Source organism: Nostoc sp. (assembly GCF_036916985.1).
GTDB lineage: Bacteria > Cyanobacteriota > Cyanobacteriia > Cyanobacteriales > Nostocaceae > Nostoc.
In genome coordinates this window covers 25,445-51,909 of the sequence record NZ_JBALFD010000027.1, presented here as the reverse complement: position 1 = coordinate 51,909, position 26,465 = coordinate 25,445, and the positions used below count along the sequence as shown (strand labels likewise).

12 protein-coding genes are annotated in these 26,465 nt (G+C 39.4%); 4 read left to right on the top strand and 8 right to left on the bottom strand.

The window, feature by feature from the left end:
• The first annotated feature begins 423 nt into the window (after window positions 1–423).
• A complete protein-coding gene (locus tag V7L07_RS10415) occupies window positions 424–1,899 on the top strand; it encodes an SLBB domain-containing protein (RefSeq protein ID WP_335057487.1) in 1,476 nt (491 codons plus the stop codon).
• A gap of 1,244 nt (window positions 1,900–3,143) precedes the next feature.
• Complete coding sequence (locus V7L07_RS10410) at window positions 3,144–4,538, top strand: choice-of-anchor Q domain-containing protein (RefSeq protein WP_335057485.1); 1,395 nt, start codon at window positions 3,144–3,146, stop codon at window positions 4,536–4,538.
• Window positions 4,539–4,950: 412 nt separating this feature from the next.
• Here the strand turns inward: V7L07_RS10410 and V7L07_RS10405 are convergent, their stop codons facing one another.
• The 7 genes from V7L07_RS10405 to V7L07_RS10375 all read right to left on the bottom strand — a co-directional run bounded on the left by V7L07_RS10405 (window position 4,951) and on the right by V7L07_RS10375 (window position 15,830).
• Complete coding sequence (locus tag V7L07_RS10405) at window positions 4,951–7,197, bottom strand: GumC family protein (RefSeq protein WP_335057483.1); 2,247 nt, start codon at window positions 7,195–7,197, stop codon at window positions 4,951–4,953.
• Window positions 7,198–7,489: 292 nt separating this feature from the next.
• Entirely contained in the window at window positions 7,490–8,683 is a 1,194-nt protein-coding gene (locus V7L07_RS10400) for a glycosyltransferase family 4 protein (RefSeq protein ID WP_334803019.1), read from the bottom strand.
• Window positions 8,684–8,828: 145 nt separating this feature from the next.
• The gene (locus V7L07_RS10395; protein ID WP_335057481.1) at window positions 8,829–9,935 is read right to left on the bottom strand and encodes a glycosyltransferase family 4 protein; all 1,107 of its coding nucleotides are present in this window, start codon (window positions 9,933–9,935) and stop codon (window positions 8,829–8,831) included.
• Between the two features lie 239 nt (window positions 9,936–10,174).
• Entirely contained in the window at window positions 10,175–11,428 is a 1,254-nt protein-coding gene (locus V7L07_RS10390; protein ID WP_335057479.1) for an O-antigen ligase family protein, read from the bottom strand.
• A gap of 7 nt (window positions 11,429–11,435) precedes the next feature.
• Complete coding sequence (locus tag V7L07_RS10385; protein ID WP_335057477.1) at window positions 11,436–12,539, bottom strand: glycosyltransferase family 4 protein; 1,104 nt, start codon at window positions 12,537–12,539, stop codon at window positions 11,436–11,438.
• Window positions 12,540–12,625: 86 nt separating this feature from the next.
• A complete protein-coding gene (locus V7L07_RS10380) occupies window positions 12,626–14,059 on the bottom strand; it encodes an oligosaccharide flippase family protein (RefSeq protein WP_335057475.1) in 1,434 nt (477 codons plus the stop codon).
• Between the two features lie 331 nt (window positions 14,060–14,390).
• Window positions 14,391–15,830 carry a sugar transferase gene (locus tag V7L07_RS10375; RefSeq protein WP_335057473.1) on the bottom strand — a complete coding sequence of 480 codons (1,440 nt, stop codon included), beginning with the start codon at window positions 15,828–15,830 and terminating at the stop codon, window positions 14,391–14,393.
• Window positions 15,831–17,241: 1,411 nt separating this feature from the next.
• Between V7L07_RS10375 and V7L07_RS10370 the strand changes: the two genes are divergently transcribed.
• Both V7L07_RS10370 and V7L07_RS10365 read left to right on the top strand, forming a co-directional pair.
• Complete coding sequence (locus V7L07_RS10370; RefSeq protein ID WP_335057471.1) at window positions 17,242–23,169, top strand: amino acid adenylation domain-containing protein; 5,928 nt, start codon at window positions 17,242–17,244, stop codon at window positions 23,167–23,169.
• A gap of 308 nt (window positions 23,170–23,477) precedes the next feature.
• Window positions 23,478–24,659, top strand: coding sequence for an aldo/keto reductase (locus V7L07_RS10365; RefSeq protein ID WP_335057469.1), 1,182 nt, complete (start codon window positions 23,478–23,480; stop codon window positions 24,657–24,659).
• 246 nt (window positions 24,660–24,905) lie between these two features.
• Here V7L07_RS10365 and V7L07_RS10360 read toward each other — a convergent pair whose 3' ends face one another.
• A complete protein-coding gene (locus V7L07_RS10360) occupies window positions 24,906–26,234 on the bottom strand; it encodes a hemolysin family protein (protein WP_335057467.1) in 1,329 nt (442 codons plus the stop codon).
• Window positions 26,235–26,465: the final 231 nt, after the last annotated feature.

Sequence of the window (26,465 nt, the reverse complement as noted above, 5' to 3'; positions counted from 1 at the left end):
CCCACAAAAAATAAAATTACGACCTCTTTCTAAGTCTATTTGGACTTAATTAATGAAGTTATTCATAATTTTACTACTCCCTGGGTACTGATAGTAGATTTAAAATCACAGTTTCAATGTCATATAATTGACTTATGGCAATAAATATTGTTCGTAAGTGCTTGATTGGAGAAAAGATAATTGTTTCTATAAACTGGCTTTAGTTGCGTAAGTTTTATACTTTTTGAGAATTGCTCTATTCAAACAGCATTAACTTTAAGTTAACTTCACTAAAAATTCAAATTCAATGAACAAATTTATTCCGGAAAATCACACTTTTCTAGGAAAATAAGAGTGTTGGGGAACTTGAATACTTAGGTATAGTCAAGATAAAAATGTTTAGACAGTACTTTATTGATTGTAGTTTCAGAGTCTCAGGTAAATATGCTTAACAAAAGTTTGTCTAAATTCATAATTAAGCCATCTGTGGGTATGGCTTTGTTAACTGCTTTCAATGCCGCTGTGTCATCTGCCAGTCTCGCTCAGGGACAACCATTACCACCAACTACACCATCACCAAGCATACAAACACAAATAGATACTAACTATTTATTAGGTGGTGGCGATCTCGTCCGTGTAAATGTATTTGAAGTACCTGAATATACAGGTGAATACCAAGTCCCCCCAGGTGGAGCAATTAACCTACCTTTAATTGGTAGTGTGTCAGTCCTTGGGCTAACAACTGAACAAGCTTCTGACGAAATTGCTAGAAGATATGCTCGCTTCCTCAAACGTCCCTTGATCTCAGTTAATCTGTTATCACCTCGTCCCATCAATATTTTCGTTGCCGGAGAGGTGACACGTCCCGGAGCTTACACTCTGAGCTTGAGTGGAGGCGCCGGCAACAATCCAGGGGTACAATACCCTACAGTTTTAGCCGCATTAACAACAGCGCAAGGAGTGACTTTAGCTGCGGATGTCACTCAAGTTCAATTACGGCGTAAAACAGGACGTTCCTCAGAGCAAACCGTCACCGTTAATTTGAAGGAACTCATTCAAACAGGCACGTCATCACAGGATATTACTTTGCGGGATGGAGACACCATAGTTGTGCCAACAGCAACCAACTTCAACATTGCAGAATCCCGCAATCTATTTGCAGCTAACTTTGCCGCCAGCCAAACCACGCCCCGCACAGTAACAATTATTGGTGAAGTTAACCGTCCCGGTTCGTATCTTGTCACTCCAGGCAACACAGATGCTCAGGCTCAGGCAGGTGCAACTGCTGGCACTGCCACTGCCAGTCCTACAGGTCTACCAAATGTGACGCGGGTAATTCAACTAGCTGGGGGAATTACAGCACAGGCTGACGTTCGTCATCTCAGGCTACGCCGACCGACAAGAAATGGCTCAGAACAAGCTATAGATATAAATCTTTGGCAATTATTGCAAAGCGGTGATGCCAATCAAGACATCATTGTACAAGACGGAGATACAATTGTTATTCCGACGGCCACTGAAATCAACCCCGCAGAAGCTACTCAATTAGCTACAACTACTTTGTCTCCTGCACGCATTCAAGTTGGTGTAGTAGGCGAAGTTAAAAGACCAGGGTTAACAGATGTTCAGCCAAATAGCTCTTTAAATCAAGCTATACTCGCTGCTGGCGGATTTAATGATGCTAGAGCTAGTAGTAGTGCTGTCGATTTGATTCGCCTCAATCCTAATGGTTCTGTCACTAAACGTATAGTAAAAGTGGATTTCTCCGCCGGGATTAATGAGCAAACTAATCCGATACTCCGCAATAATGATGTTGTAGTAGTTAACCGATCTGGTGCCGCTAAGACTGGTGATACCATCAACACCATAACTGGGCCTCTAGGTATTGTCCTTAATCTTCTGAATTTGTTCGGACTCTAGTTTAAGATATAGATGCAAGTTGGGGGCGTTGGTCAACCCTCTTTGTCCCTAAAGTTGCACTATCCTTGAATCAAAGCTCAATAGTCAAGAGTTAATATAGCCCTACTTAATCATTCGTGAGAGAGAAAAAAGCTAAAAAGCTTACTCAATAAGTATTTTTATCTCCGTATTTTCTCACGATTTATTTAATTTAAATACCTATAGAAAATAACTATAGACTCATCGTGGGAGCATTAAATTAACTCTTGTATTGCTTTTTGAAAGCAAGAATAAATGACCCCTAGAACCTACTCTTAGACAGAAGCAAGGTATACAAAGTATCTCTTATTCCAAAAAAACTTTTAGCCTAAAATAGGCACTCACTAAATATAGGCAAGCTAGTTACGCACTGTTTCGACTACAGAAGCAGATTAAGAGCAAAGTTAAGAACTGGCTTTCCCTTAATAGTAGTGTAGGCCGCCATACCCCAATACGCTTGGGTTAAGAGCTACTGGCAACAATTTCGGGTTTTCTAGACGCGATAAATCGCCGTCTCTACAAGTGTTTTGGGCTTATCTGAACTGTATTACGCCATACCCTTCTCTACGGAACGGGATCTTGCTATGCGTAGCGTCTCACAGAGAATGCATCTCTTCTTCCAAAATTGTATTTTCTATCCCCATTATAAGAAATCAAGTAATATTACTCATTGACAAATTGGTAGACTCTAAGAGTTTCACTAAAAATTCTTAATGTGCATTGATAGGCTTTTGCAAACCTTGTTATATATACCCAGATTGATTATGATAATGAGAATATTTAAGAAGGTATGAGCGACAAAATTCCTCTATAACTGACTTTTTAGCATTTCTTGATTCTCATTATCATAAGAATTATTTAAGTAAATTAACTAATTGATGACAGATATACTATCTTAACCACAGATACTGCGTATACACAGTAGAATGATGTGCAATTGGAAATGACGCTATTTGTACGGTTGCTTAGTGCCCATTAATAGAGTAGCTCTGGATACTGATAATTCTTTTTCAGTACTTTTACTAGATACTTAATTTTTTTGGAACACAAGCTAAAAAGGCAGTTCAGCCATATTTACGCGAAAATCCGCAGGTGTAAACCTAGAAAACCGTGTATAAACTTACAAATAGCAGTTACACGACCGTATCCAATACTGAGTTACTGACTAAGGCTAGAGTTACTGACCGTTGACAATTGAGTTTTTGCAACATACCCTATTTTTCCCTATGATGATTCATGGTTTAGGTTTTCTCAGTTTGAGTGCATCTCTTGTACTTCCCTGGGCATTAACAGGTCTGGTTCAAGGCCAGAAAATAACAGAATCTTTAGTTAAAGATGTTCGTCAGTCATCCCCTGTTCAGCAAATGCCATTACCTAGCCGCAAGCTGATCAGCCAAGTTTCAACTGCGACAACATACTATGTGAGTGGTACTGGAAATGACAGAAATAGCGGACGCACTACCTCATCCGCTTTTAAGACAATTCAAAGGGCCGCAGACCTTACCAGACCTGGTGACACAGTACTGATTATGAACGGGGAATACAGGAATGCACCCGGACGTGGGGCTGTACTAGGTATTAGTCGTTCTGGAACTGCAAATGCCTGGATTAAATTTAAAGCGTATCCTGGTCATTCTCCAAAAATTCGCCACAATACATGGAATGGTATCGGGTTTGCAAAGCGAGTTGCATATATTGAGATCAGCGGGTTAGAGGTCGTAGGAAACAATGCCAATGTCACCCTTAGTTATGCATTAAGTCAGAAGAGTAACTCATCAAATGTGCTTACAAACGGAAACTGCATAAGCATTGACGGACGCAATGGTGGTGGTGTTCATCACATAAATATTCTGAACAACAAAGTGCATGACTGTGGAGGAGCTGGTATTTCAATAGCCGGAGCTGATTATGTGAGAGTGGATAATAACACTGTATATAATAACTCCTGGTACACTGTCTATGGTACTAGCGGCATTTCCTTCTTACAGAATTGGAATTCTGACGGCAACCAGGGATACAAGATGTTCATAACCAACAACAGAGTCTACAACAATCGTATGTACGTTCCCTGGATTCAACGTGGAACTATCACAGATGGTAATGGCATTATTGTAGATATTTCAAAACGTGGTACAAATGGTGCATATAAAGGACGGACTTTAATTGCAAACAATATTAGCTACAGGAATGGTGGTTCGGGTATTCATGCCCATGAAAGCGAGCATGTCGATATTGTCAACAACACGGCATATTTGAATCAGCAAAGTCCAGAGATTACAAGGAAGGGGGATATTTATGGTGGTTATTCATCTGATATCAAGATTTTAAACAACATTATATATCCTTCTCCTGGCAAAAATGCGAACACCAACGTGATGAATAGCAACGTCACCTATGACTACAATCTTTACCCCAATGGTGCCGTGGTCGTTGTGAGAGGTACTCACGATGTTGTTGGAGATCCACAGTTTGTGAATCCCTCAAGTGGTGACTTTAGAATCAGATCGAGCAGTCCAGCAATCAATAGAGGTTACTATTGGAGTGGTTTGACAACTGATTTTGAAGGTACTCCTCGTCCTAGTGGTAGTGGATATGATATTGGGGCAGACGAATATAGGTAACTGCAATCTCATATCCTGTTATCTGCTCATAGTGATGTCAAACTGAGGTCTACGATTACACAAAATAACAAGCCTGCTTCCACAGGCTTGTTATTTTGTAGCTAATTAAATAAACATGATATAGCGGTGTGCAGTTCAGTGAGATCCAAAAAATTTACTGAAATGATGTGACAGCAAGAACTTTGGTGTTTTCATACAATCGATAACCGTTATATACCAGTTATGATCTTCAGTTCACTAGTAAGACAAAATCCTACTTTATCAAGTCAGGATTCAGAAGCCAGAATTTAGTATGAATTTTGTGTAATTGGTAGATACATAACATACTTTTAAGACTCTCACTAAATCGGAGATTTAGTGGTAAAAAAGAAAGTTGCAGGTCTGAATCCCACACTAATTGATTCTGAATTCTTCAAACAGAGCTTTTGTTCGGAATACGTTTTTGTTTCTTAACCTCTCTTCTTAAATCTTGATCGGTAAAGTATTCTTTAGCATGGTTCAAATAACTACTAGATTCATTTTTATCAATGATACCGTTCACAACTAAACCTAAGATGTTGTGACTGGATCTCTCTAGCATTTCTTGAGCAGCAGCTGCACTGTTAGAATCAATTACTCCCGGTCGGGCTACTAACAAAATACCATCAGTCATTTGGCTTAAAGTCAAAGCATCGGCTGCTAAAAGTAGGGGAGGAGCATCAATGATGACAAAATCATAGTTGTATTGAGATGAGACATTTTCAATTAGTGATGCCATACGTTTCGAGTCAAGCAAAGCAAGTGGGTTGGGAGGTCTAACTCCAGCAGTTAAAACATCAAGGTTTTCCATTACCTTAGATACAGCAATGTCAAATTCAACCTGACCTACAAGAACTTCACTCAACCCAACTGCATTGGTTTGTTGCCAGAGATGATGCTGAGAAGGAATCCGCATATCTGCATCAATTAGTAAAACTTGACGTCCTAGTTGAGCGATCGCCGCTGCCAAATTAGCAGAAACCGTAGACTTGCCTTCTTTAGGAACTGCGCTAGTTACGACGATAGTTTTGAGTACCTTATCTGAACTCAGGAATTTCAGATTGGCTTGAATCATCCGGTACATTTCGCTCGTTAAAGAGTGAGGCGTATCTCTAACGGCAATTGTTTGAGATATTGATTCTGCATTGGAATAACGGGAGCGAACCTTTTTAACAGATAAAGGAATAATTCCCAGTAAGGTATATCGAAATACATCTCTAACTTCTTTAAGTGTTTTTAGAGATCTATCTCTCATAGCGAGGAAGAGTACGGTTGTAGTCGCAAAAAATAAACCGAACATCACTCCTAGCACCAAAACAATTATTTTTTTAGTTAATACTGGGTCTTTGGGAACGAAAGCCTGAGCAATAATTCGGGAAGTGGCTGTATTTGTATTCTCAACTAACTGTAATTCTTGAACCTTTTTCAATAGAGTTTGATAGGTAGATTCTGCGACTTCAACTTTCCGTTCTAACTCCCGCTGATTTTGTGCCAACTGGGGTATGATTTTCATCCGCTGTTCGTAGTTAGAACGAGAATTATATAGAGAGGAGAGTCTTTGAGTTAAACCCAAGCGCTGTATTTCTGACTGGACAAAATTTTGTATCAGACTTTGTCTGAGTTCTCCAATCTGTAATTGACCTTGGGGAACTTGTGTTTGATTGCCAACAGTCTGACCAATTTGCTGTTGCAGCAGAGATTTTAAACTAGCTTTTTTTGCTTCTAGGTTAACAACTACGGGGTTGTCATCTAGGAAACGGCTGCGTTCAATTGCTAACTGCCGCTCGGTCTCTTGAAGTTGTGTAAGGACTCCCTGTACTGCGGGTGACTGACTGAGGGCACTCACTGCGATCGCTTCCCGAGAATTTAGCTCTACTTTCTGTCGCAGTTCATTGGTTTGGGCGTTTACCTCATCCAATTGAGCCTTAACAGTATTCATCTCATTGTCTAAATTTCCAATAGTCGCAACGGCTGTCTTTGTCTCCTCTGTTAAATCTGCAATCTGATACTTTTGTTTAAATATACGTAGCGCTACTTCCGCATTATTAACAGCGGCTTGAGTTTTTGGCAGCTGCTTGGCCATAAATTGACGAGTTGCTCCTGCTTCAGAGCGATTTGTCAAAATATCATTTTCTAAATACGAATTCATAATTGTGTTGACCACTGCCGCTGCTTCTTCAGGGTCACGGCTGCTATAGCTAATTCGCAATACATCTGTCCCACCCACAATTTTGAGGTTCAGGGATTTTTGTAGCGCTTTTATTTGCAGAGGTTCACCTTTATTGTCTTTAAGTTGTAGTTTGTCTATTGTCCTCTGCAATATAGTAGGGGAAGAAATAACTTCTATTTGACTACTTATGGGATTTTGAGTTGCTACCAAGGGTTTCAAATCTCCTGAGTCTCCCCCTTCCGAGGAACCAGGCGAAAGATTAGTTCCTGCTACTTTAAAAGAGGGAAGTTTGAATAACAGTTTTCCTTCTGCTTCATAGGATGGCTTCATCAATTGTGTAGCTACAGCACTCAGCATAACTGTAGCTACAAATATCGCAGTGGCCGGTAACCACCATCGTTTCAATCTCAATAAGTAATGATTAAGGTCTAAATCAATAGATTCTCTAGATTCCATAGATTTTTCTGACATAAATCTTCCAAAGTATATGTTTTAAGCAAAAAACTAAAAATTGACTTAGATCACTCACAAATCAGTACAATTGACAAGCAAGACTGATACAATTTTACAATATAAGTTACAAATTTAGTTCACATTTGGGCACAATTGTACACAGTGTTCTATTTCCTTCTATTGAGCAAAAACTTTGGTATCTTTTGGATTCCAGGTGAGTTAAGGGTGTCCTAATCATACTGCACTAGGATAAATGAACACTTTAGCACTCACTTAATTTAATAGAGATTCTTAAATTTAAAGTAGCTAACTAGCTTTGCCAAATTTTATCATAAGCCTCTAACAGTTTCGGAGCTTGATATTGCCACTCAAGGATCTCCTCCATTCTGCGTCGCCCCTCGGCTCCTATCTTTTCTCTACGTTCAGGAGCATCTAGAAGCTCCAAAATTTTCTCCGCAAATTCGACCTCATCATTAGGCTTGGCATAAAGAGATGCCTCTTGTGCAGAACGTCTTCCCTCTCGTAAATCAAACTGGACAATTGCTTTTCCCATCGCCATGTATTCGAGGATTTTATTCATGGTGCAGTTTTCGTTATAAGCAGATGTTGGAGAGGGTTCTACACAGACGTCGCAACTTGAAAGCCGCTCTAGAAGTTCTTCCCCTTGCTTAAACCCTGTAAATTCTACAAACTCAGTCACTTCTAACTCTTTAGATAATGCCTTGAGTTTTTCAGCCGCAGGTCCACTACCGATTAGCATAAAGTGAATATCAGAGCGATTTTTTTTCTGGACAATATAATATACCATTCTCAGAAGATAATCGATTCCCTCTGGTTCCCCCATGACACCCATATACCCTATCAAATAGTTTCTACCTCTACGGTAATTAGGGTTCGGGGGCATTCGGTGGAAGCGCGAAAGGTCAGGCGCACTACGAACTACAAAAACCTTCTCTGCTTTCTTGTGCCCACGCTTAAGAGCGACTTCTCGGTGTGACTCGTTCGTTGAAATTACTATGTCTGCTGTGGCATAGGTCAAGCGTTCAGCCCAGCGTAATCCATGATAAAAAATATCGCGCCGTTGATACTTAGCTTCGTACATCTCCGGACTCAGGTCATGATGATCAAAGATAACCCATCTGCCATGAAATAATTTAAACCATCCTGCTACTAAGAAAAGTAAATCTGGCGGATTACAAATATGTATAACATCAAAACCACGCTCTCGCCATACCCTTTGAGCTAGACGAAATTGCCAGTTAATTGCCCAACTGTACTCTCGGAGATAGCCAATGACTGAACTTTCTTCTGGTGGTAGAGGATGACGGTAGATGTGAATCTGCTCAATAACTTCATAGTCTTTTTCAAAACCATTACCTGTCGGTGAAATTACGCTAACTTCATACCCAGCTTTTTGTAAAGTAGTTGCTTCCATCCATACCCGCCGATCAAACGGAACTGGCAGATTTTCAACGATAATTAGTACTTTCTTCGGTGATGCCATAATAATCCCAATTTTTAATTAGTTTAGTAAAACACTCACTTGTCAATTCTAAAATCTACCTTCTTTCGATAACTTCTAGTCATACCTGGTGAAACTGGGGTTAATAAGCTACATATCTGCATCTTTATAGCTTACAGTCTTGTAGTTATTGGCTGTTTACACTCACATTATCATCTCTATTTAAAACTGAACGATATAAATCAAGGAAAGAAACCCAATGATTTTTTATATCTAGAGGAAAAACACTTGTTCTAGCCTTCGTTCCTAGAGAAAGCCTCAAAGCCTCATTTTCAATCAAAGACTTAATAGCATTTGATAATTCCTCAATATTCCCTGGACTAACAATTAATCCATTTTCAGATTGAGTAACTATCTCAGGTATACCTCCCACTGGCGTAACGATGACTGGTAGCTCCCAAGCCATTGCTTCTAACATTGATAATGGAAGACCTTCATTGTAAGAAGGCAATACAAAAATATCTGCTTGAGTTAGAAGAATGTCACGTTCACGTGATCCTATCCAGCCAGGCAATTTTATATAATTCTCCAAATTTAGAGTTTTAACTAAATTACCTGCTTGCTCTACCTCTCCGTCTCCTGCCATAATGAGAGTTAATCTAGTTTGATCTTCAAGAGGCAAAAGAGAGAAGGCTTTAATCAAATCAAATGCTCCTTTCCGCTGACCAATTCGCCCTAAAAAAAGTAAGTTTACTTGATTAGAAACTGAACGCTGTGGAACTTCATCAGGAACTTTTACTGGGTTATAAAAAACTACAACTTGTTCGGTTTTAAGACCAAGATTTTCTATGTAAAAAGTTTTCCAACTTTCTGATAAGACAATTAATCTTTGACACTTGCAAAATAGCCAACTTAGCAAATTCTGTAACCATTTTGGAAGATCAGTATAGAAAACATGAAATTGACTACCATGAGCATGTAGAATTATTGGCTTGTGAAATATCCAAGCTAAAAATATCATAATTCCTTGTCGTAAAACGCTGCCGCGCTGTGAAATTTCCAGTTGAATAATATCAACTTCTTCCCTTAGCAGCAGCCAAACAAATCTCCATATAGCTTTCAAAAATACCATGACTTTGATTGCTATATCTCCTTCTTCGTGAGTAATAATATGACATATATTAACTTCAGAAGGAGCATACTCCAAAAAAAGCTTCTCGTAATTAGAAATGCCACCCTGCTGTAGTAAGCTAGGACCCAACAGAATAATATTGAGATTTTTAGGTTTAGACATCGGCTGTACTGTTTCTATAATTGTTCTATCCTTATAGTTAGAGTTGCTCATTTTATTTTTTTCAATGAATGAAAATAAGCGCATAGAATCTTAAACTGAAAATATTTATTATTTTTCAATCTTATTGGGCTGAAATATTTTTTTCAAGAATGTGTTTACACAATTCATATTGTTTTTAGCATGTTTTGAATGACGACTTCAAAAAAACTACTTTAGAACGTTTTTATATTTTATAAAATCTATGCTGTAACTTGTTTTTTTGCATTTATTATTCTTGTTTCATGTGTCATTCTCACTGAGAAAGATAACGCTACATAGAGAATCCAATTCAAGCTATTAGATTCAAGCAAAGCAGATTCAGTAAGGCTAGCTAAGGCTATATATGTCATATGTATCAGTGGCCAAATATCTAATGCTGTTTTACTACCACGCATCCAAGTCAATGCTTGCAGATAAGTACGCCAAAATCCTAATAAGAATACCCCCAACCCTAAAAAACCCAAATCAAGGCAAAGAGCAAGATAACCATTGTGGGGATGAGGTGCCAGCCATCCTGCATTAAGCCAAATATATGCAGACTCACCATTCCATCCTTGCCAGAATCCACCATAACCATAACCAAGCCAAGGACGTTTCCAAATCATATCCATCACTAGTGGCCACAAGTCTGTTCGACCCGTTAGTGTTGAATCTTTACCAAGTGCAGTAAACACGACATCAGCACCATTAGACAACCAAAAATATAAAATTTGACTTATTGTTGCCATTATTATTAGGGTTGGTATCATGATGGAGTACGACCATCGCCAAACTTGAAAAGCAAAAAATGCAAATATTAAAATTACTAGATTTACTAATGATGCAGTTGAACCAGCAAGTATTAATAGCAGTATTGACAAGCTAACCCCACACCAGAAAAGCCAACCATGTCTTTTACTTTGATAACCAAGGATTAAAAAAACTATAGTACTAGTAACCATCCTTGCCCCTAAACCGTTTTTGTGAGTGAATACTCCACGCCACTTTCCTGCATCAGATTGTATTCCGTACTGAGGCAAAGCTATAGCAAAAAAGAAACTCAGTATTACAATAATTCCAAAAACCCAAGCTAATAGATCGAATTGCTGTTTTAAGCTGTATCGCGAGGCAAAATAAACGCCAAACAAGCTGGAGTTAATGAGAGTAAAACTATTTTTTAATGTTGTTGAGGGTTCAGCAGACCAAATAATAGAAACAGCTGCTAATATGAATATTGGATAAAACCAGAGTCCTTTGCTCAATATATAGAGAGTTTTCTTCCAACGCAAAACCAGTAGTAAGAATGTAACTGCGTAGATTAAAGAAAAAATAATCCGAATCGAGGAGCTATCATATTCTACCTGTTCCTGCTGTAATGCTCCTCCTGAAAGGATAAGGGTGAAGATAGCGCCTGAATAAATCAGCAACGTTACAACAGTGAATGCCTGCTCTCCAAAAATTAGTAGTTTTCTCATAAATTAGCTAATATTTCTTTTGGATATTCATTTCTTTATAATAAACTTGGGCTGTTTGAGCAGCAATATTTGACCAATTTAAATCTTCTTGACAACGAGCTAATGCCGCAGCTTGCATACGTTGTTGCAATTCACGATCACTTAGCAAATAAATAATGGCATCAGCTAGAGCTTGGACATCACCAGGTGGAACTAACAACCCATCTTTTTTATGCTGAATTATTTCACTCAATCCCCCTACCTCAGAAGCTACAACCAAGGTTCCCATCCCATAAGATAAAGCTGCCACACCACTTTGAGACGCTTCGATGTATGGTAGAACTGTTACTGTACTGCGCTGAAATAGATTACCTACTTTTTCGAGGGGGATAAAGTTATTGATAATCTCGTAGCGTTTCTCATCATAATCATCAGGAAAATATTGTCTGATGTTTTCTCCACGTCCAGCAATAATCAGCTTGACTTCAGGTACGCGTTCAGCAATTAAAGGCATAGCCTCAAGCAAATATTTCAATCCTTTATAGGGCCAGATACGTCCAAAAAATAGCAATGTATTTGGGTCGCGAGTTTGACTATTGTGATTACCCCGACGCTGATACAAACTACCAAGTTCACCATGCGGCAAAACATTAACTCGCTCTTGAGGTATAGAGAATTGTTCAATTAGAATCTTTTTGAGTTGATGAGTATGGACAATCAATTGTTGGGAACGGTAAAAGGCAAGACGCCTGGTATACTCTGAACCAAATGCAGCCATCCTATCGCCTGGGTGGCGGAATACATCGTGAATTGTTGTCACCAGTGGTGGCATCTTATTGAGTAACAAAGTCCAATCGTACCAAAAATCGTTAGTTTCTTGCACATGTAAAACATCTGGCTGTATGTCTTTGATAATACGCATCATAGCGTACATAGATAACAGGTTGCGCGGGTCACGCATTCGTGGTTTTTTAAAGCTAATGACGCGGATACTTGAATCAAGAGAATTTCTACAAAATTCTGAGACTTTTTCCGGCTGAATTAGCGTTAAATCAACATATTTAGCCAGACTATTTGCTAATTCGATAGTGTAGTCTTCAAAGCAAAAATGTAATAGGGCAACTTTGATCATAATTAAATATTCTCGCTTGAATTACTTATTTTATAAATATAGAAACAGCAAGATTTTATTTTATATTTATTAAAATTATTAAACAATTATTGCTCTCTTAAAAACTTTCCCCACAAAAAACGGAAACCGCCAAACGCACGAATACCCAGATAACTCATAAATAAACTATATGCACAAGTTGCAATAATTAGGGTTAGCATAAAGTCTAATTGAATTCTTTGGAGTAACACGAATATAGGTAACATCGAAATAGTTATTACTAAAGGGCGGCGTACAATTCGCCATAGATTTAATGAGAATAGGCGAACATAGGTGAAGTAAGCATACTGGCTAAAACCAAGAATAGTCATTAATAATGACATTAAAGCTGCACCTAACAAATGATAATGCGAAACTAATGCCACACCAACTAAACTCCCTAATGTAGTGGTAATAACCACTTCACGTAGGTTGACTATCTCAAGACCATTAGCTACAAGTAGATAGGATAATGAGCGGATGAATGGCAAGAAAAGGAGGGTTGCAGCAGTTAACTGAAGGGCTATATCTGCTTCAGCAAAGCTTTTATTATAGATAAAAATTAGTAAATCTTTGCCAAAGAATAACAGTCCAACAAATAATGGTAATGCTATCATTAGTAGCACTTCGATAATACTTTCACTAATCTGCTTCTGCTTGTCTCGTCCTTGCCCTACTGCCTTTGAAAACCTGGGAAATATTGCTAAAGTTATGCTGTTAGCAATAATCAAAAACGGTTGTAGCAATTGTGTTATCCCACCAAAAAGACCAACTAAAACCTCATTTCCTAACAATGAAAGAATTAGGATTTGAATTCTACCACTGATTACAGCCATTGCTTCAATAGCAAAAAATGTGCGCGCACTTTTGATTGTCTTGAATACGAAATTTCTATCAATTTCCCATCGTATTTCGACTAACAGTGTAATAAAAATCCACTCAATTAGCCAAATTAGTGTTTCTGAAAAAACTAGGATTGCCCCCAAATATTCAATTCCGTATTTCAGTCGCATCGCCCAAATCATTACTATCAGGCGTAAGATATAAACTGGCACTGTAGCGATTGCAATCAGATGCATCTTTTCTTTAGCTTGAAAAATTGCCTCTGTGATGTTGGAAAGAGCAAAGGGAATGACCGTCAAGCCTATTATATAGCAGAGAGTCGATGTTTTAGAACTGTAGGGAAGTAAATATACTACAATTACTAATGCTCCATAACTGAATGAACTAAATATTAACTGCAGCCAAGTACCGCTCATTAAATAAATTGGTGTTTTTTCTGGCTCACGAGCTAGTTCTCTAGTAAACAATGTTTTTAGTCCCTGTGAAGCAATGCCCACAAATATAAAGTAATAACTATAAGCTAGTAAATACTGGCCTAAAGCCTCAGTTCCTAGAGTACGAGCAATAGCAGCGGTTAATACAAAACCTGTAATGCTTTGTGCTAACCGATTGACTATCATTGAAAGGGAATTACTTATTAATTTATACTTTTCTACCATTCTTAATTATTAATTAGCCTATCTAGTTAGTTTTAAATTATCAATACTCATAACATAATGACTTAATTTTTCTACCTATACATTTTTTTGGTTTCTATCAATTGCAACCTTGAATGTGGAATTCTTCACAATATTTTCTGAAGTTAAAAAATAGTTTAGGTCTTGAATACGAAAGCTTTTATTACTCTTAAGCAAATAGTTCACTACTGAAAGTATAAAAATATATATAAATTTAATGAGTTAAAAAATTGACTTTACTGTAAACTGCAATAGTTACATCAATATATAAACACTATAATTATTACTGTCTGCTATGAATTTTTTCATCAGCTTAGTAGGCACCTTCTTTTTTCAAAACTACCATCACTGTTTTGAGCAGAATTTCAAAGTCTAACCCAAGAGACCAATTTTCAATGTAGTTAAGATCAAGATTGATAACTTGTTCAAAATCTACAATATCTGAGCGACCTGAGACTTGCCAAAGACCTGTAATGCCAGGTAAAACTTCATGTCTAATAAAATGATGTTCAGCAAACTTATCTACATCTCTCGTAGGTAAAGGTCGAGGTCCTACTATACTCATTTCCCCAAGAATAACATTAAAAAGTTGGGGTAACTCATCCAAGCTGTAACGACGGAGAAATTTACCAACACTGGTAATACGAGGATCATCTTTAATTTTAAAGATAATCCCATCTTTTGTTTCATTTAAAGCTTCTAATTCTTTCTGTAATTTTTCCGCATCAGACCTCATGGTTCTGAATTTCCATACTTTAAACTGTTGCCCATGTAAACCTATACGTGTTTGTCTATAAAACACTGTGCCGGGAGAGTCCAGTTTTATAGCTATAGCTATAGCTATGTAGATAGGGAATGATAACATTACGAATAAAGTCGCGAAACAAAAGTCACAACTACGCTTTATCCAAAAATCTTTACCTGTAATTATCGGGCAATCTAAACTCAGGCAAGGCATTCCCCCAATTTTGTTAAATTCTACGTTTCTATAAATTGGTTTTAATTCCATCGGTAAAATATGTACTTGGATGCCAGATGCTTGAAATAACCAGCACAAAAACATTCTATTTTTTAGAGCATCCCAGGATATAAAAACTTCTGTTACACCTAATTCATTAAGTTGATTTAATGTTTTTTGACGTTGATATCTGTCTAAGGAATTAGCATTCGCAGTTCCAGATATTATGTAATGTTTCTCCTTTTTGATAAAGCTAGCAATCTGCTCATGATCTTGAAGATCAGAAATAATAAATACAGAAGAACGAACTATTTTTTTTTGCTTGCGGAGATATTCAAGAGTAACATTTACAGTATATCTACCAGTGCAAATAAATAGTATACTTAGCAACCAAGATAATAATATTAATCTTGGTTGTGTAATATCAACAACTGGTTCATACAAAAAACAAACAAGGAGTATTAATCCATGAGCAAAAGTTAGCGATTTGATAATATTTAAGTAGTCATAGCGTTTTTGACCTTCTCGATAAATACCTTGGACAGCTAGTGAGCCTATTTGAATCCCAATAGTTATTAAGATTGGTAAATAATCACTAGGTATATACCAAGTCAAATGCTCATAATATTGATATCCAGCTAAAATCCAAGCTAATGATAAAAGAGCATAGTCTACCAAAAATAATGTTGTTAATCTCAACCACCATGAACCTTTACGTACCGTTACAAATGCAGACGCACGTAAATCTAAAGGCACTTCACTCAATTTATTTGTTGCAATGCTTTGATTACTCATACTTAATAAAATTTGGTGTAGTTAAAATTTAATGGAAACCTATACAAGTGGGGTATCTCACATTTTTCTCTCGAAGAAACCTGTCCTTTATAGTTTACTATTAACGATTTTCTTCAGAGTAACTTTAATTTCTTGATCAAAAGCATATTTCAGGGTTGGTCTTTCTTCTTGTGGCTACTACCCGAATGCTTAACTTTTTTTGATAATTAGCTCCTGGTTTAGCCCGTAAACATGAGCTTTGATGCCAAGGAAAGAATTTATTATTGAATTAACTTATAGCTCAATAAAACTCCTGACATTAACTTAGTAATCAAACAAGTCAGGTAGAAATACAAACTAGAATTTTTAAGGCGTTGTAATAAATAGCTGGACTTGCTTACTAGACTTTTATTGCAGATTAATGTTTCTATTTAGAGATACAATTCATATCTCCTCACAAATCACTGTAGCATGTTTAGCTAGACTAATTCGGTTTTGCTTAGAAATTTTCTTGTTTGCTTACGCATAATTACTGATTTACAAAACTTACATGGATAACATATAACGAAAAGCATCAAAAATTTGATTTTCGTAACAAAAATTTACATAATGTGAATATTATCCTTAAACTTGGGTTATCTTCATGGGGATCTCTAGATAATTGGTAACAGAATTAATGAAAAAAATTCTAATGAATAACTGATTTATTATATCTACGAGCGTTGTCATATATGCCTTGTAGTCATTTTACATCCTGAGAGAGAGTTGATTTTTTTGATACATTTTTTTGTCCCTAGATTAAATTTTAGATTTGCTCCAAGAAAGGACTTGTTGCTGGGTGCTAAGTAAAAAATTACTGATATCTAATCACCAATGCCAGTAGCTATCTGATGTTTTTTAGTGTCTCCAGTCTATTATACCTATTGGCTACTTACTTAATTGCTTAAGTAGAATTATAATCATGACTTTACATAATTTTTACATAGGAACAAACACAATGAAGATTTGGTAATAATTAATTTTTTCTTCAGCGATTTTTCCTAGAAAAGGATAGAGTCTTGTTGGTTGTATACCTATTTAAATTAATGAAAATAACGAAAAAAACTTGTTATCATAAGTATCAAGCTGTAGGCAAATTGCTGTTTTCTGGCTGTCAGTCAACAATGTGATAATACAAAATTAGGAATTTTATTTGAGTATGTATATTTATTAACCTGGGTATCGCAACTCATAATTCATGTCCTTGATGGAACTCAAGGTATTGGTAGCATAACGTTTTAAGGTTAGCTAGGTTTTGTTTGTAATAGATAAAACTTGCTCCCTGAGGATGTTAATTTGCAGAGCTATATATAATTTTCTATAAGCACAACTATACAATAAATAATAAATTAAATAAAAAATGCAATTTCCTGATGGAGTTGATATATAGAAAATGCAGATAAATAGCCAGACTTCAGATTGTAAGCAAAATATTCCGTTAAATACCTTAACTAAAACTAACATCATCAGTACTCAAATTCTACAAGAATGGAATGATAATCAAGTAGTTCATCGTCAGGATCTGTGCATCCATCAAATGTTTGAGATGCAGGTAGAGCGATCGCCCCAAGCAATTGCTGTAGTATGTGAAAATACACAACTTACTTATCGGCAATTAAATCAACGGGCAAATCAACTAGCGCACCACTTACGTGCTTTAGGCGTTGGGCCTGAAGTACTTGTAGGCATTTGCCTGGAGCGCTCCTTAGAGATGATCATAGGTCTACTAGGCATTCTCAAAGCTGGAGGCGCTTATGTGCCTTTAGACCCAGCATATCCCTCAGAACGTTTAGCCTTTATCTTGGAAGACACGCAGACACCAGTATTGTTAACCCAAGAAAAATTTCTCAATAATCTACCACCGCATCAGGCGCAAGTGGTTTGTCTAGACTCAAACTGGCAAGGGGATATCCAAAACAGTCAAGAAAATCCTGTAAATGAGACGACGGCTGATAATCTCATCTACGTCATCTACACATCTGGCTCTACAGGACAGCCCAAGGGTGTAATGATTCCTCACCGTGGTATCTGCAATCAACTCCACTGGAAACAAACAACCTTTGGATTAACTCAGGCAGACAAAGTTTTACTGACTATTTCTTTTAGTTTCGACCCCTCCGTGTGGCAGATATTTTGGCCATTGTGCTTTGGAGGGCAATTGTTCATGGCTCGCCCTGCTGGACATCAGGACACTGCCTACCTTGTAAAAGTGATTACTGAGCAGCAAATTACCGTCCTGGCCTTAGTACCCTCTATACTGCGCGTCTTATTAGAAGAGAAGGGAATTGAGAATTGCCGATTCCTCAGACATATTGTTTGTGGTGGTGAAGCTTTACCTGGCGAACTCCTAGAACGCTTTTTCGCCCAACTGAATTTAGACAATGTTCTGCATAATTGTTATGGGCCAACGGAAGCTTCTATTGATACCACTTTCTGGACTTGCCAGCGCGGAACTAATTATGCAATTGCTCCCATTGGTCGCCCCATTACGAATGCAGAGATTCACATCCTCGATGAAAACTTGCAACCTGTAGCTGTTGGTGAATCAGGCGAACTGCATATTGGCGGTATTGGTCTAGCGCGAGGCTATCTCAACCGTCCAGAATTAACCATAGATAAGTTCATTCTCGACCCTTTTAGCTCTGAAACTGGGGCACGCCTCTACAAAACAGGGGATTTGGCACGTTATTTGAGCGATGGTAATATCGAGTTTCTTGGTCGCATTGACCACCAAGTAAAAATACGTGGCTTCCGAATTGAATTAGGAGAGATTGAAACTATATTAGGTCAACATCCGGCACTGACGCAGACTTTAGTTATAGCTAGAGAGGATGTGAATGGGGATAAGCAACTTGTGGCATATATTGTTGCCAGTCCAGAGCAAATCCCTATTCAGGTAGAATTGCGGCGCTTTTTGCAAGGACGGCTACCTGAATATATGGTGCCTAGTTTCTTTGTATTTTTGGACACCCTACCACTAAATCCTAACGGTAAAATAGACCGCCGCGCATTGCCTGCACCGGATACATCTGATATTAAGCTGTCAACTAACTTTGTTTCACCTCAGAATTCCACAGAAGAAGTCTTAGCTACCATCTGGGCGAAAGTTTTGCGTCGGGAACAAGTAGGCATATACGACAATTTTTTTGAATTGGGAGGTCATTCACTGCTGGCCACTCAAGTGATGTCTAGAGTTCGCCAAGCCTTTCAAATAGAAATACCGTTGCAACTCTTATTTGAAAATCCAACGATCGCTACTTTAGCTGAAGCAATTGCCCAAAACCAGACTCAAAAAAATAATCTTCAAAATCAGACTATTCCCCAAATAGCCAACCGAGAGTCAGCCCCTTTATCATTTGCCCAGCAGCGAGTGTGGTTTTTGCAACAGTTGCAACCCGACAGCCGCGCATATATTGTTTCCAATGCACAGAGGTTAAAGGGTAACTTAAATACAAGTGTATTGCAACAGTCACTAGATGCGATCGCTATCCATCACGAGGCACTGCGAACCAACTTTATTACATCACTTGATGGTAGCCCCATACAAGTAATTCGCACGCCTCGGTCAGTGGAACTGAAGGTAATTAAGGTAACACAAAAGCAAGTAGAATATCTCCTTAAGCAAGAGGCGCAACGCCCCTTTAACTTAGAAACCGACTTGATGCTGCGAGCTACCTTGCTCCAAATAGACCAAGAGGAGCATATACTTCTGTTGGTCATGCATCACATCGCCTCAGATGGCTGGTCAATAGGCATTCTCTGGCAGCAGCTAGCAGCCGTTTATCAAGCCTTTTTGAGCGGTAGGCCTTCGCCCCTAGCAAAATTGCCCATCCAGTATGCTGATTTTGCTGTTTGGCAACACCAATGGCTATCGGGTGAAATACTCTCAGACCAAATCAACTACTGGAAAACCCAGTTAGCAGATGCCAAGACTGTATTAGAATTACCAACCGACCGACCACGACCACCAGTCCAAACTTACCAGGGAGCAGTGCAATCCCTGATTATACCGCAATCTTTGAGTGCAGCACTCAAAGAACTCTCTCGTCGGGAGGGTGTCACTTTATTCATGACATTACTGGCGGCTTTTGGGACAACACTGCACCGCTACACTGGACAAGAAGATATTCTCATCGGTTCTCCCATTGCTGGCCGCAACCAAGTTGAAACCGAAGGGTTGATTGGGTTCTTTGTCAATACCCTAGCCATACGCACTAACCTTTCCGGCAATCCAAGTTTCCGGCAGTTACTTAGTCAAGTTCGAGAAGCAACACTAGGAGCATACTCCCACCAACACCTACCCTTTGAAAAGCTAGTAGAAGTACTACAGCCAGAACGAAATCTGAGCCATTCACCGTTGTTTCAGGTAATGTTTGCCTTCCACAATACCCCAAGGGAACTTTGGGAACTTCCGGGATTGAACATTACCCCACTAGAAGTCCATAGCGGTGCAGCCAAGTTTGAGCTTACCCTCGATTTAGAAGAAACTTCAGAGGGGATCAAAGGTGGAATTGAGTACAACACAGATTTATTTGATGCGACAACGATCGCTAGAATGGTAGGGCATTTCCAAACTTTACTTGAAGGTATTGTTGCCAACACAGAACAGCATATTGCCGATTTGCCTCTGTTAACAGCAGCCGAACAGCATCAGCTACTAGTAGAGTGGAATGATACCCAAACTAACTACGATTTATCTGAATGTCTGCACCAATTATTGGAAGCGCAGGTAGAGAGAACACCAGATGCGATCGCTGTAAAATTTGCAGACAAGCATCTTACCTACAGTGAACTAAATAGTCGTGCCAACCAACTAGCACACTACTTGCAAACTTGTGGAGTCCAGCCAAATGTTTTAGTAGCCATTTGTATTGAGCGTTCCTTAGAAATGGTTGTCGGACTGTTAGGGATTCTTAAGGCTGGTGGCGCTTATGTACCGATTGATCCCGAATATCCTCAAGATCGCATAGCATATATGCTAGAGGATTGTCAACCGGCGGTGCTGTTAACCCAAAGGGATTTAGTCGATCGTCTACCTACAAGTAGCCAGAAAGTTTCTCTGGATACCGACTGGGAAACAATCTCACAACAAAGCAATTGCAATCCCAATTCCAGCGTCCTGCCTCTAGATTTAGCTTATGTAATTTACACCTCCGGTTCTACTGGCAAACCCAAGGGCGCGATGAACACCCATCGGGGAATTTGCAATCGCTTAATATGGATGCAAGATGCTTACAAGCTAACTGGAAGCGATCGCGTTCTGCAAAAAACGCCTTTTAGTTTCGACGTTTCAGTTTGGGAGTTTTTCTGGCCCCTATTGACAGGGGCACGTTTAGTGATGGCTCAACCTGGTGGACAGCGAGACGCAACTTACTTAATCAACACCATCGCCCAAGAAGAAATTACAACACTGCATTTTGTACCCTCCATGTTGCAGATATTTCTAGAAACCAAAGGTCTAGAAGGTTGCAAATCTCTAAAACGGGTGTTTTGTAGTGGAGAAGCCTTACCAGTTGACCTCCAGGAGCGGTTTTTTGAACCGATGGGATGTGAACTACACAACCTCTATGGCCCTACCGAAGCCGCAATTGATGTCACATTTTGGCAGTGTCAAAGAGAGAGTAACTTAAAAAGTGTACCGATTGGCAGAGCGATCGCCAACACTCAGCTTTATATTCTCGACTCCCATCTCCAACCAGTTCCCTTGGGTGCGATCGGCGAACTTTATATTGGTGGTATCGGAGTTGCCAAAGGCTATCTGAACCGTCCAGACTTAACAGCCGAGCGATTTATTTCCCATCCCTTTAATGAAGGTGAAAAACTTTACAAAACTGGAGACTTAGCCCGTTACCTTGCCGATGGCAATATTGAATACATCGGTAGAATCGATCATCAGGTAAAAATTCGTGGTTTCCGGATCGAGCTTGGAGAAATCGAAGCTTTACTAGCACAGCACCCTAGCATACAGCAAACTGTCGTGACAGCGAGAGTCGATCATCCCGAAAACCAGCGACTAGTCGCCTACATCGTTCCTCACCCAGAACAGACACCAAATATAGAGGAACTGCGCCATTTCCTCAAAGAGCAACTACCAGAATATATGGTTCCTAGTGCTTTCGTTTTACTAGAAACCTTACCCCTAACCCCCAACGGCAAAATCGACCGCCGCGCTTTACCAGCACCAGACTCAACCAGGCTTGATTCTGAAAACACCTACGTTGCTCCCCGTGATGAATTAGAATTGCAACTAACCAAAATTTGGGAACAAATTTTAGGTGTCCAGCCTATCGGTGTCAAAGATAACTTCTTTGAGCTAGGAGGACATTCCATACTAGCAGTAAAACTGTTTTGGCAAATTGAGAAGACGTTTAGTAAAAATCTGCCTCTTGCCATTCTGTTCCAATCAAGTACTGTAGAGGCTCTAGCCAAAATAATCTCCCAAGAAGAAGAAATAGCAGTAACAAACAAGGCTTTAGCAAATACCTTAGACAAATCAAAATCTAGCTGGTCATCTCTAGTAGAAATTCAACCCAACGGTTCTCAGCCACCTTTTTACTGTATCCACGGACTGGGCGGGGAAGTCTTGTGTTTCCGTGAACTGGCACTGCATCTGGGTTCAGAGCAACCATTTTACGGACTACAGCCACAAGGGCTAGATGAAAAATACCCTTTCCATACGCGAGTTGAAGACATGGCAACTCACTATATTCAAGAAATTAAGACTCTTCAGCCCAATGGGCCTTATTTTCTGGGAGGTTATTCTTTTGGAGGTATAGTTGCTTTCGAGATGGCTCGACAACTCCAAGAGCAAGGCGAACAAGTTGGTATTCTAGTTCTGTTTGATAGTTGTCGTTTAGGTTATAGCTGGCGAGCGCCATTTCTTAAACGAGTCTTTTTGCACTTAAATAATATAGTTAAACAAGGGCCTATCTACCTTTGGCAAAAAATTGTGAGATGGAGCTATTGGCGTAAACGGCATCTCCAAAATACATATAACCGTTACTTAGAAGGGGTACTTAATTTACCTGAAACTGACAAGCATTTAAAAAGCATAGATGCTAATATCCAAGCGGGCAATGAATATACATTTTCATCTTATGTTGGTCAAGCTATCCTCTTGCGGACAGAAGATCAAAATCGGGACGAAGCGATAGGTACACAATACGACCCACAATTTGGCTGGGGCGAACTGGTGGCTGGAGGATTAGATATCCATTATATTCCCGGATCTCATCTTGACCTACTTAATGAACCCAACGTACAGGTGTTGGCCGAAATATTGAAAAATTGCTTAACCCAGGCGCAGTCCCCAAAGAATTAAGAAGGGTATCTGACAACCGGCCACCTCCTCAAAACTCAAAACTGCTGGGATGCTCAACTTTTTAGAGAAGTCGAGCATCCCAGCCTTGCAATTTTTATAAATCAGATAAGATTGCTATAGGGTGAGATAATTACTCTCTGGAACTGGAATACTGGTCACAGTCTAATAACCAAAAGGCTTGACCGATTTAATAATGGGAAGAATCTTGCTAGTGTCACAAATTGAACAGAGGAAATGATTGTGGCACTGAAAGCTCGAATGACTGTCGTTTTCAAATTTTAAGTTGCTAAACAATCCACAATCCACTGATGTTATATAGACGATTTGGACGCACCGAATTACAGATGCCAGTGTTTTCCTGCGGTGGCATGAGATATCAGTTCAAATGGGAGGATGTTCCCAATCATGAAATTCCTGCTGATAACCAGGCGAATCTAGAAGCGACGATTAAAAGGGCAGTTGAGGTTGGAATTAATCATATTGAAACTGCTCGTGGCTATGGCACTTCCGAAATGCAATTGGGGAGAATATTACCCAAGTTTCCTCGTGAAAAATTGATTGTTCAAACCAAAATCAGTCCAAAGGCAGATGCGAAAGAATTCCGTGAGACGTTTGAACAATCATTGCGAAATCTCCAACTAGATTATGTTGACCTTTTAGGGTTGCACGGTATCAATCATTCTGAGTCGTTAGATGATAGTATCCGTCCCGGTGGTTGTTTGGAAGTAGCGCAGCAATTGCAAGCAGAGGGAAAAGTTAGATTTATTGGCTTTTCCACACACGGTTCAACAGAGTTAATTGTACAAACAATTAATACCAATCAATTTGATTATGTAAATTTGCATTGGTACTACATTAATCAATGGAATTGGGCAGCAATTGAAGCAGCTAAACGTCACGACATGGGTGTGTTTATTATTAGTCCATCTAATAAAGGTGGTTTGTTGTATGAACCTCCACAAAAATTAGTAAATCTTTGCGCCCCGTTGAGTCCAATGGTGTTTAATGATTTATTTTGTTTGAGTCATCAAGAGGTTCATACCCTAAGCATAGGAGCAGCAAAACCACAAGATTTTGATGAACACCTGAAGACTTTAGAATTAATCGATCGGTCATCAGAAATTTTGCCACCAATTTTAGCAAGGTTGGAAGAAGAAGCGATCGCGATTTTGGGAGAAGATTGGGTAAAATCCTGGGAAACAAATCTACCAACCTTTGACCAAACCCCTGGTCAGGTAAATATTCGGGTAATTTTGTGGCTGCGGAATTTAGCGATCGCCTACGATCTGGTAGACTACGCTAAAATGCGCTACAACCTCCTTGGCAATGGCGGTCACTGGTTCCCCGGCAACAAAGCCGATCGGCTAGAGGAATTAGACTTGCGGCAATCTCTCGCCCACAATCCCCACGCCGATAAGATTCCCCAATTTCTAGAACAAGCTCATCATTTGTTGGCGGGTGAAGCGGTTAAACGTCTATCTCGCACTTGACAAATTACATAAATAACGCGCCGTGCAACTTTCTCTCAGACCTAACCCCCAATCCCTTCCCTACTAGCGTTGAGGAGCAAGAATCAAAGCCTATCGACCTTTCGGGGAGAGGAATGGAAGTGGGGTTCCAAGGATAAGTTGCACATCGCGTTAAATAGGCATTGGTTATTATGGCGTATGGGAAATAGTAAACAATGATTATCAATCAATCCCTAATCCCTAATCCCCAATCCCCAATCCCGAATCCTAATCAGATTTTTTCGTATCTGCTGATTTAGCTGCCTTCGGTATAACTAGCACCTTATCAACGCGATTACCATCCATATCCATCACTTCAATTCGCATACTGTGCCATTCAAAATAATCTGCGGCGGCAGGAATACGACCTAAATGGGTGATGACAAAACCGCCTAATGTCTGATAGCTACCTCGTTCCTCAGATTCCCACTCTTCCATACCGAAAAGTTCCAAAAACTCCTCCACAGGCAACATCCCATCTAAAAGCCAGGAACCATCTTCGCGTTGGACAGCTTGTGGTTGATCCTGTCCATCTGTGGAGGGAACATCACCGACAATTTCACTCATAATGTCATTGAGAGTGACTAATCCTTGAATCACACCGTATTCATCCACTACTAGTGCCATGTGAGTGATGGTTTGCTTGAACAATTCCAAAACTTTTAAGCCACGGGTGCTTTCTGGCACAAATACGGGCTGTCGCAATCCGATGGTTAAGTCTAATGGTTCTCCTCGGAAACTCCTAGCTAATAAATCGGTGACAGGGATAACACCCAGCACATTGTCAAGTCCTCCCTGACAAATTGGATACCGAGAATAGGCACTATCAACCATTTTTTGGCGATTTTCTTCAGCAGAGTCGTCTAAATCTAGCCAGACAATATCGGGGCGGGGTGTCATTAAGTAGCTGACAGGGCGATCGCCTAAACGAAAGACTCGCTCTACCATATCCTGTTCAGCTTCCTCAAAGGTTCCCGCCTCAGTCCCTTGCTCAATTAAAATTTTAATTTCTTCTTCGGTGACTTGCGGCTCGGTAGAAGCTGTAATTCCCAGTAATCGCAGGATCAAATCTGTAGAAGCGCTTAAGAGAAAGACTACAGGAGAAGCGATCGCCGCCAAGGCTTGCATCGGAATAGCTACAATCGAGGCAATCCTTTCTGGGTTGTTTAATGCCAAACGCTTCGGTACTAATTCGCCAACAATGAGTGAGAAATAGGTAATGAGCAAAACCACTATTCCAAAGGATATCGGTTCACTATAAGGTGCTAATAAGGGAATAAGTCGCACATAGATTGCTACTCGGCTAGCAATTGTTGCTCCTCCAAAAGCACCAGTCAGGATACCGATCAGGGAAATACCCACTTGAACGGTTGACAAAAAGTGATTTGGAGACTCAGCTAGTTTCAATGCTGCCTTTGCTTTGGCATCTCCTTGATTGGCAAGCTGCTGTAGCCTAACTTTCCGTGCTGAGACAATCGCCATCTCAGACATCGAAAACACGCCATTGGCAATAATTAGCACCAAAATGATTAAAATTTCAAAAGTTATGGAGGACATGTTTAAAATTGCGGTTTATCAGAGCGAACGTAGCTCAATCCCTAGTATCTAGTATTAAAGGTGCTTCAATAAATGCTTTGACTATACATAAAGTCATAATTATAGTTCTTAAGTTTATTAGTGGCTGTGCATTATTTTTCCACCGAAGCAATAAGAAAGCTGTTAACACTTTTAAAATGGTTGACATAAACTGCCTCAAGATTTTCTGACCCACAAAGACTTCCATCGCTA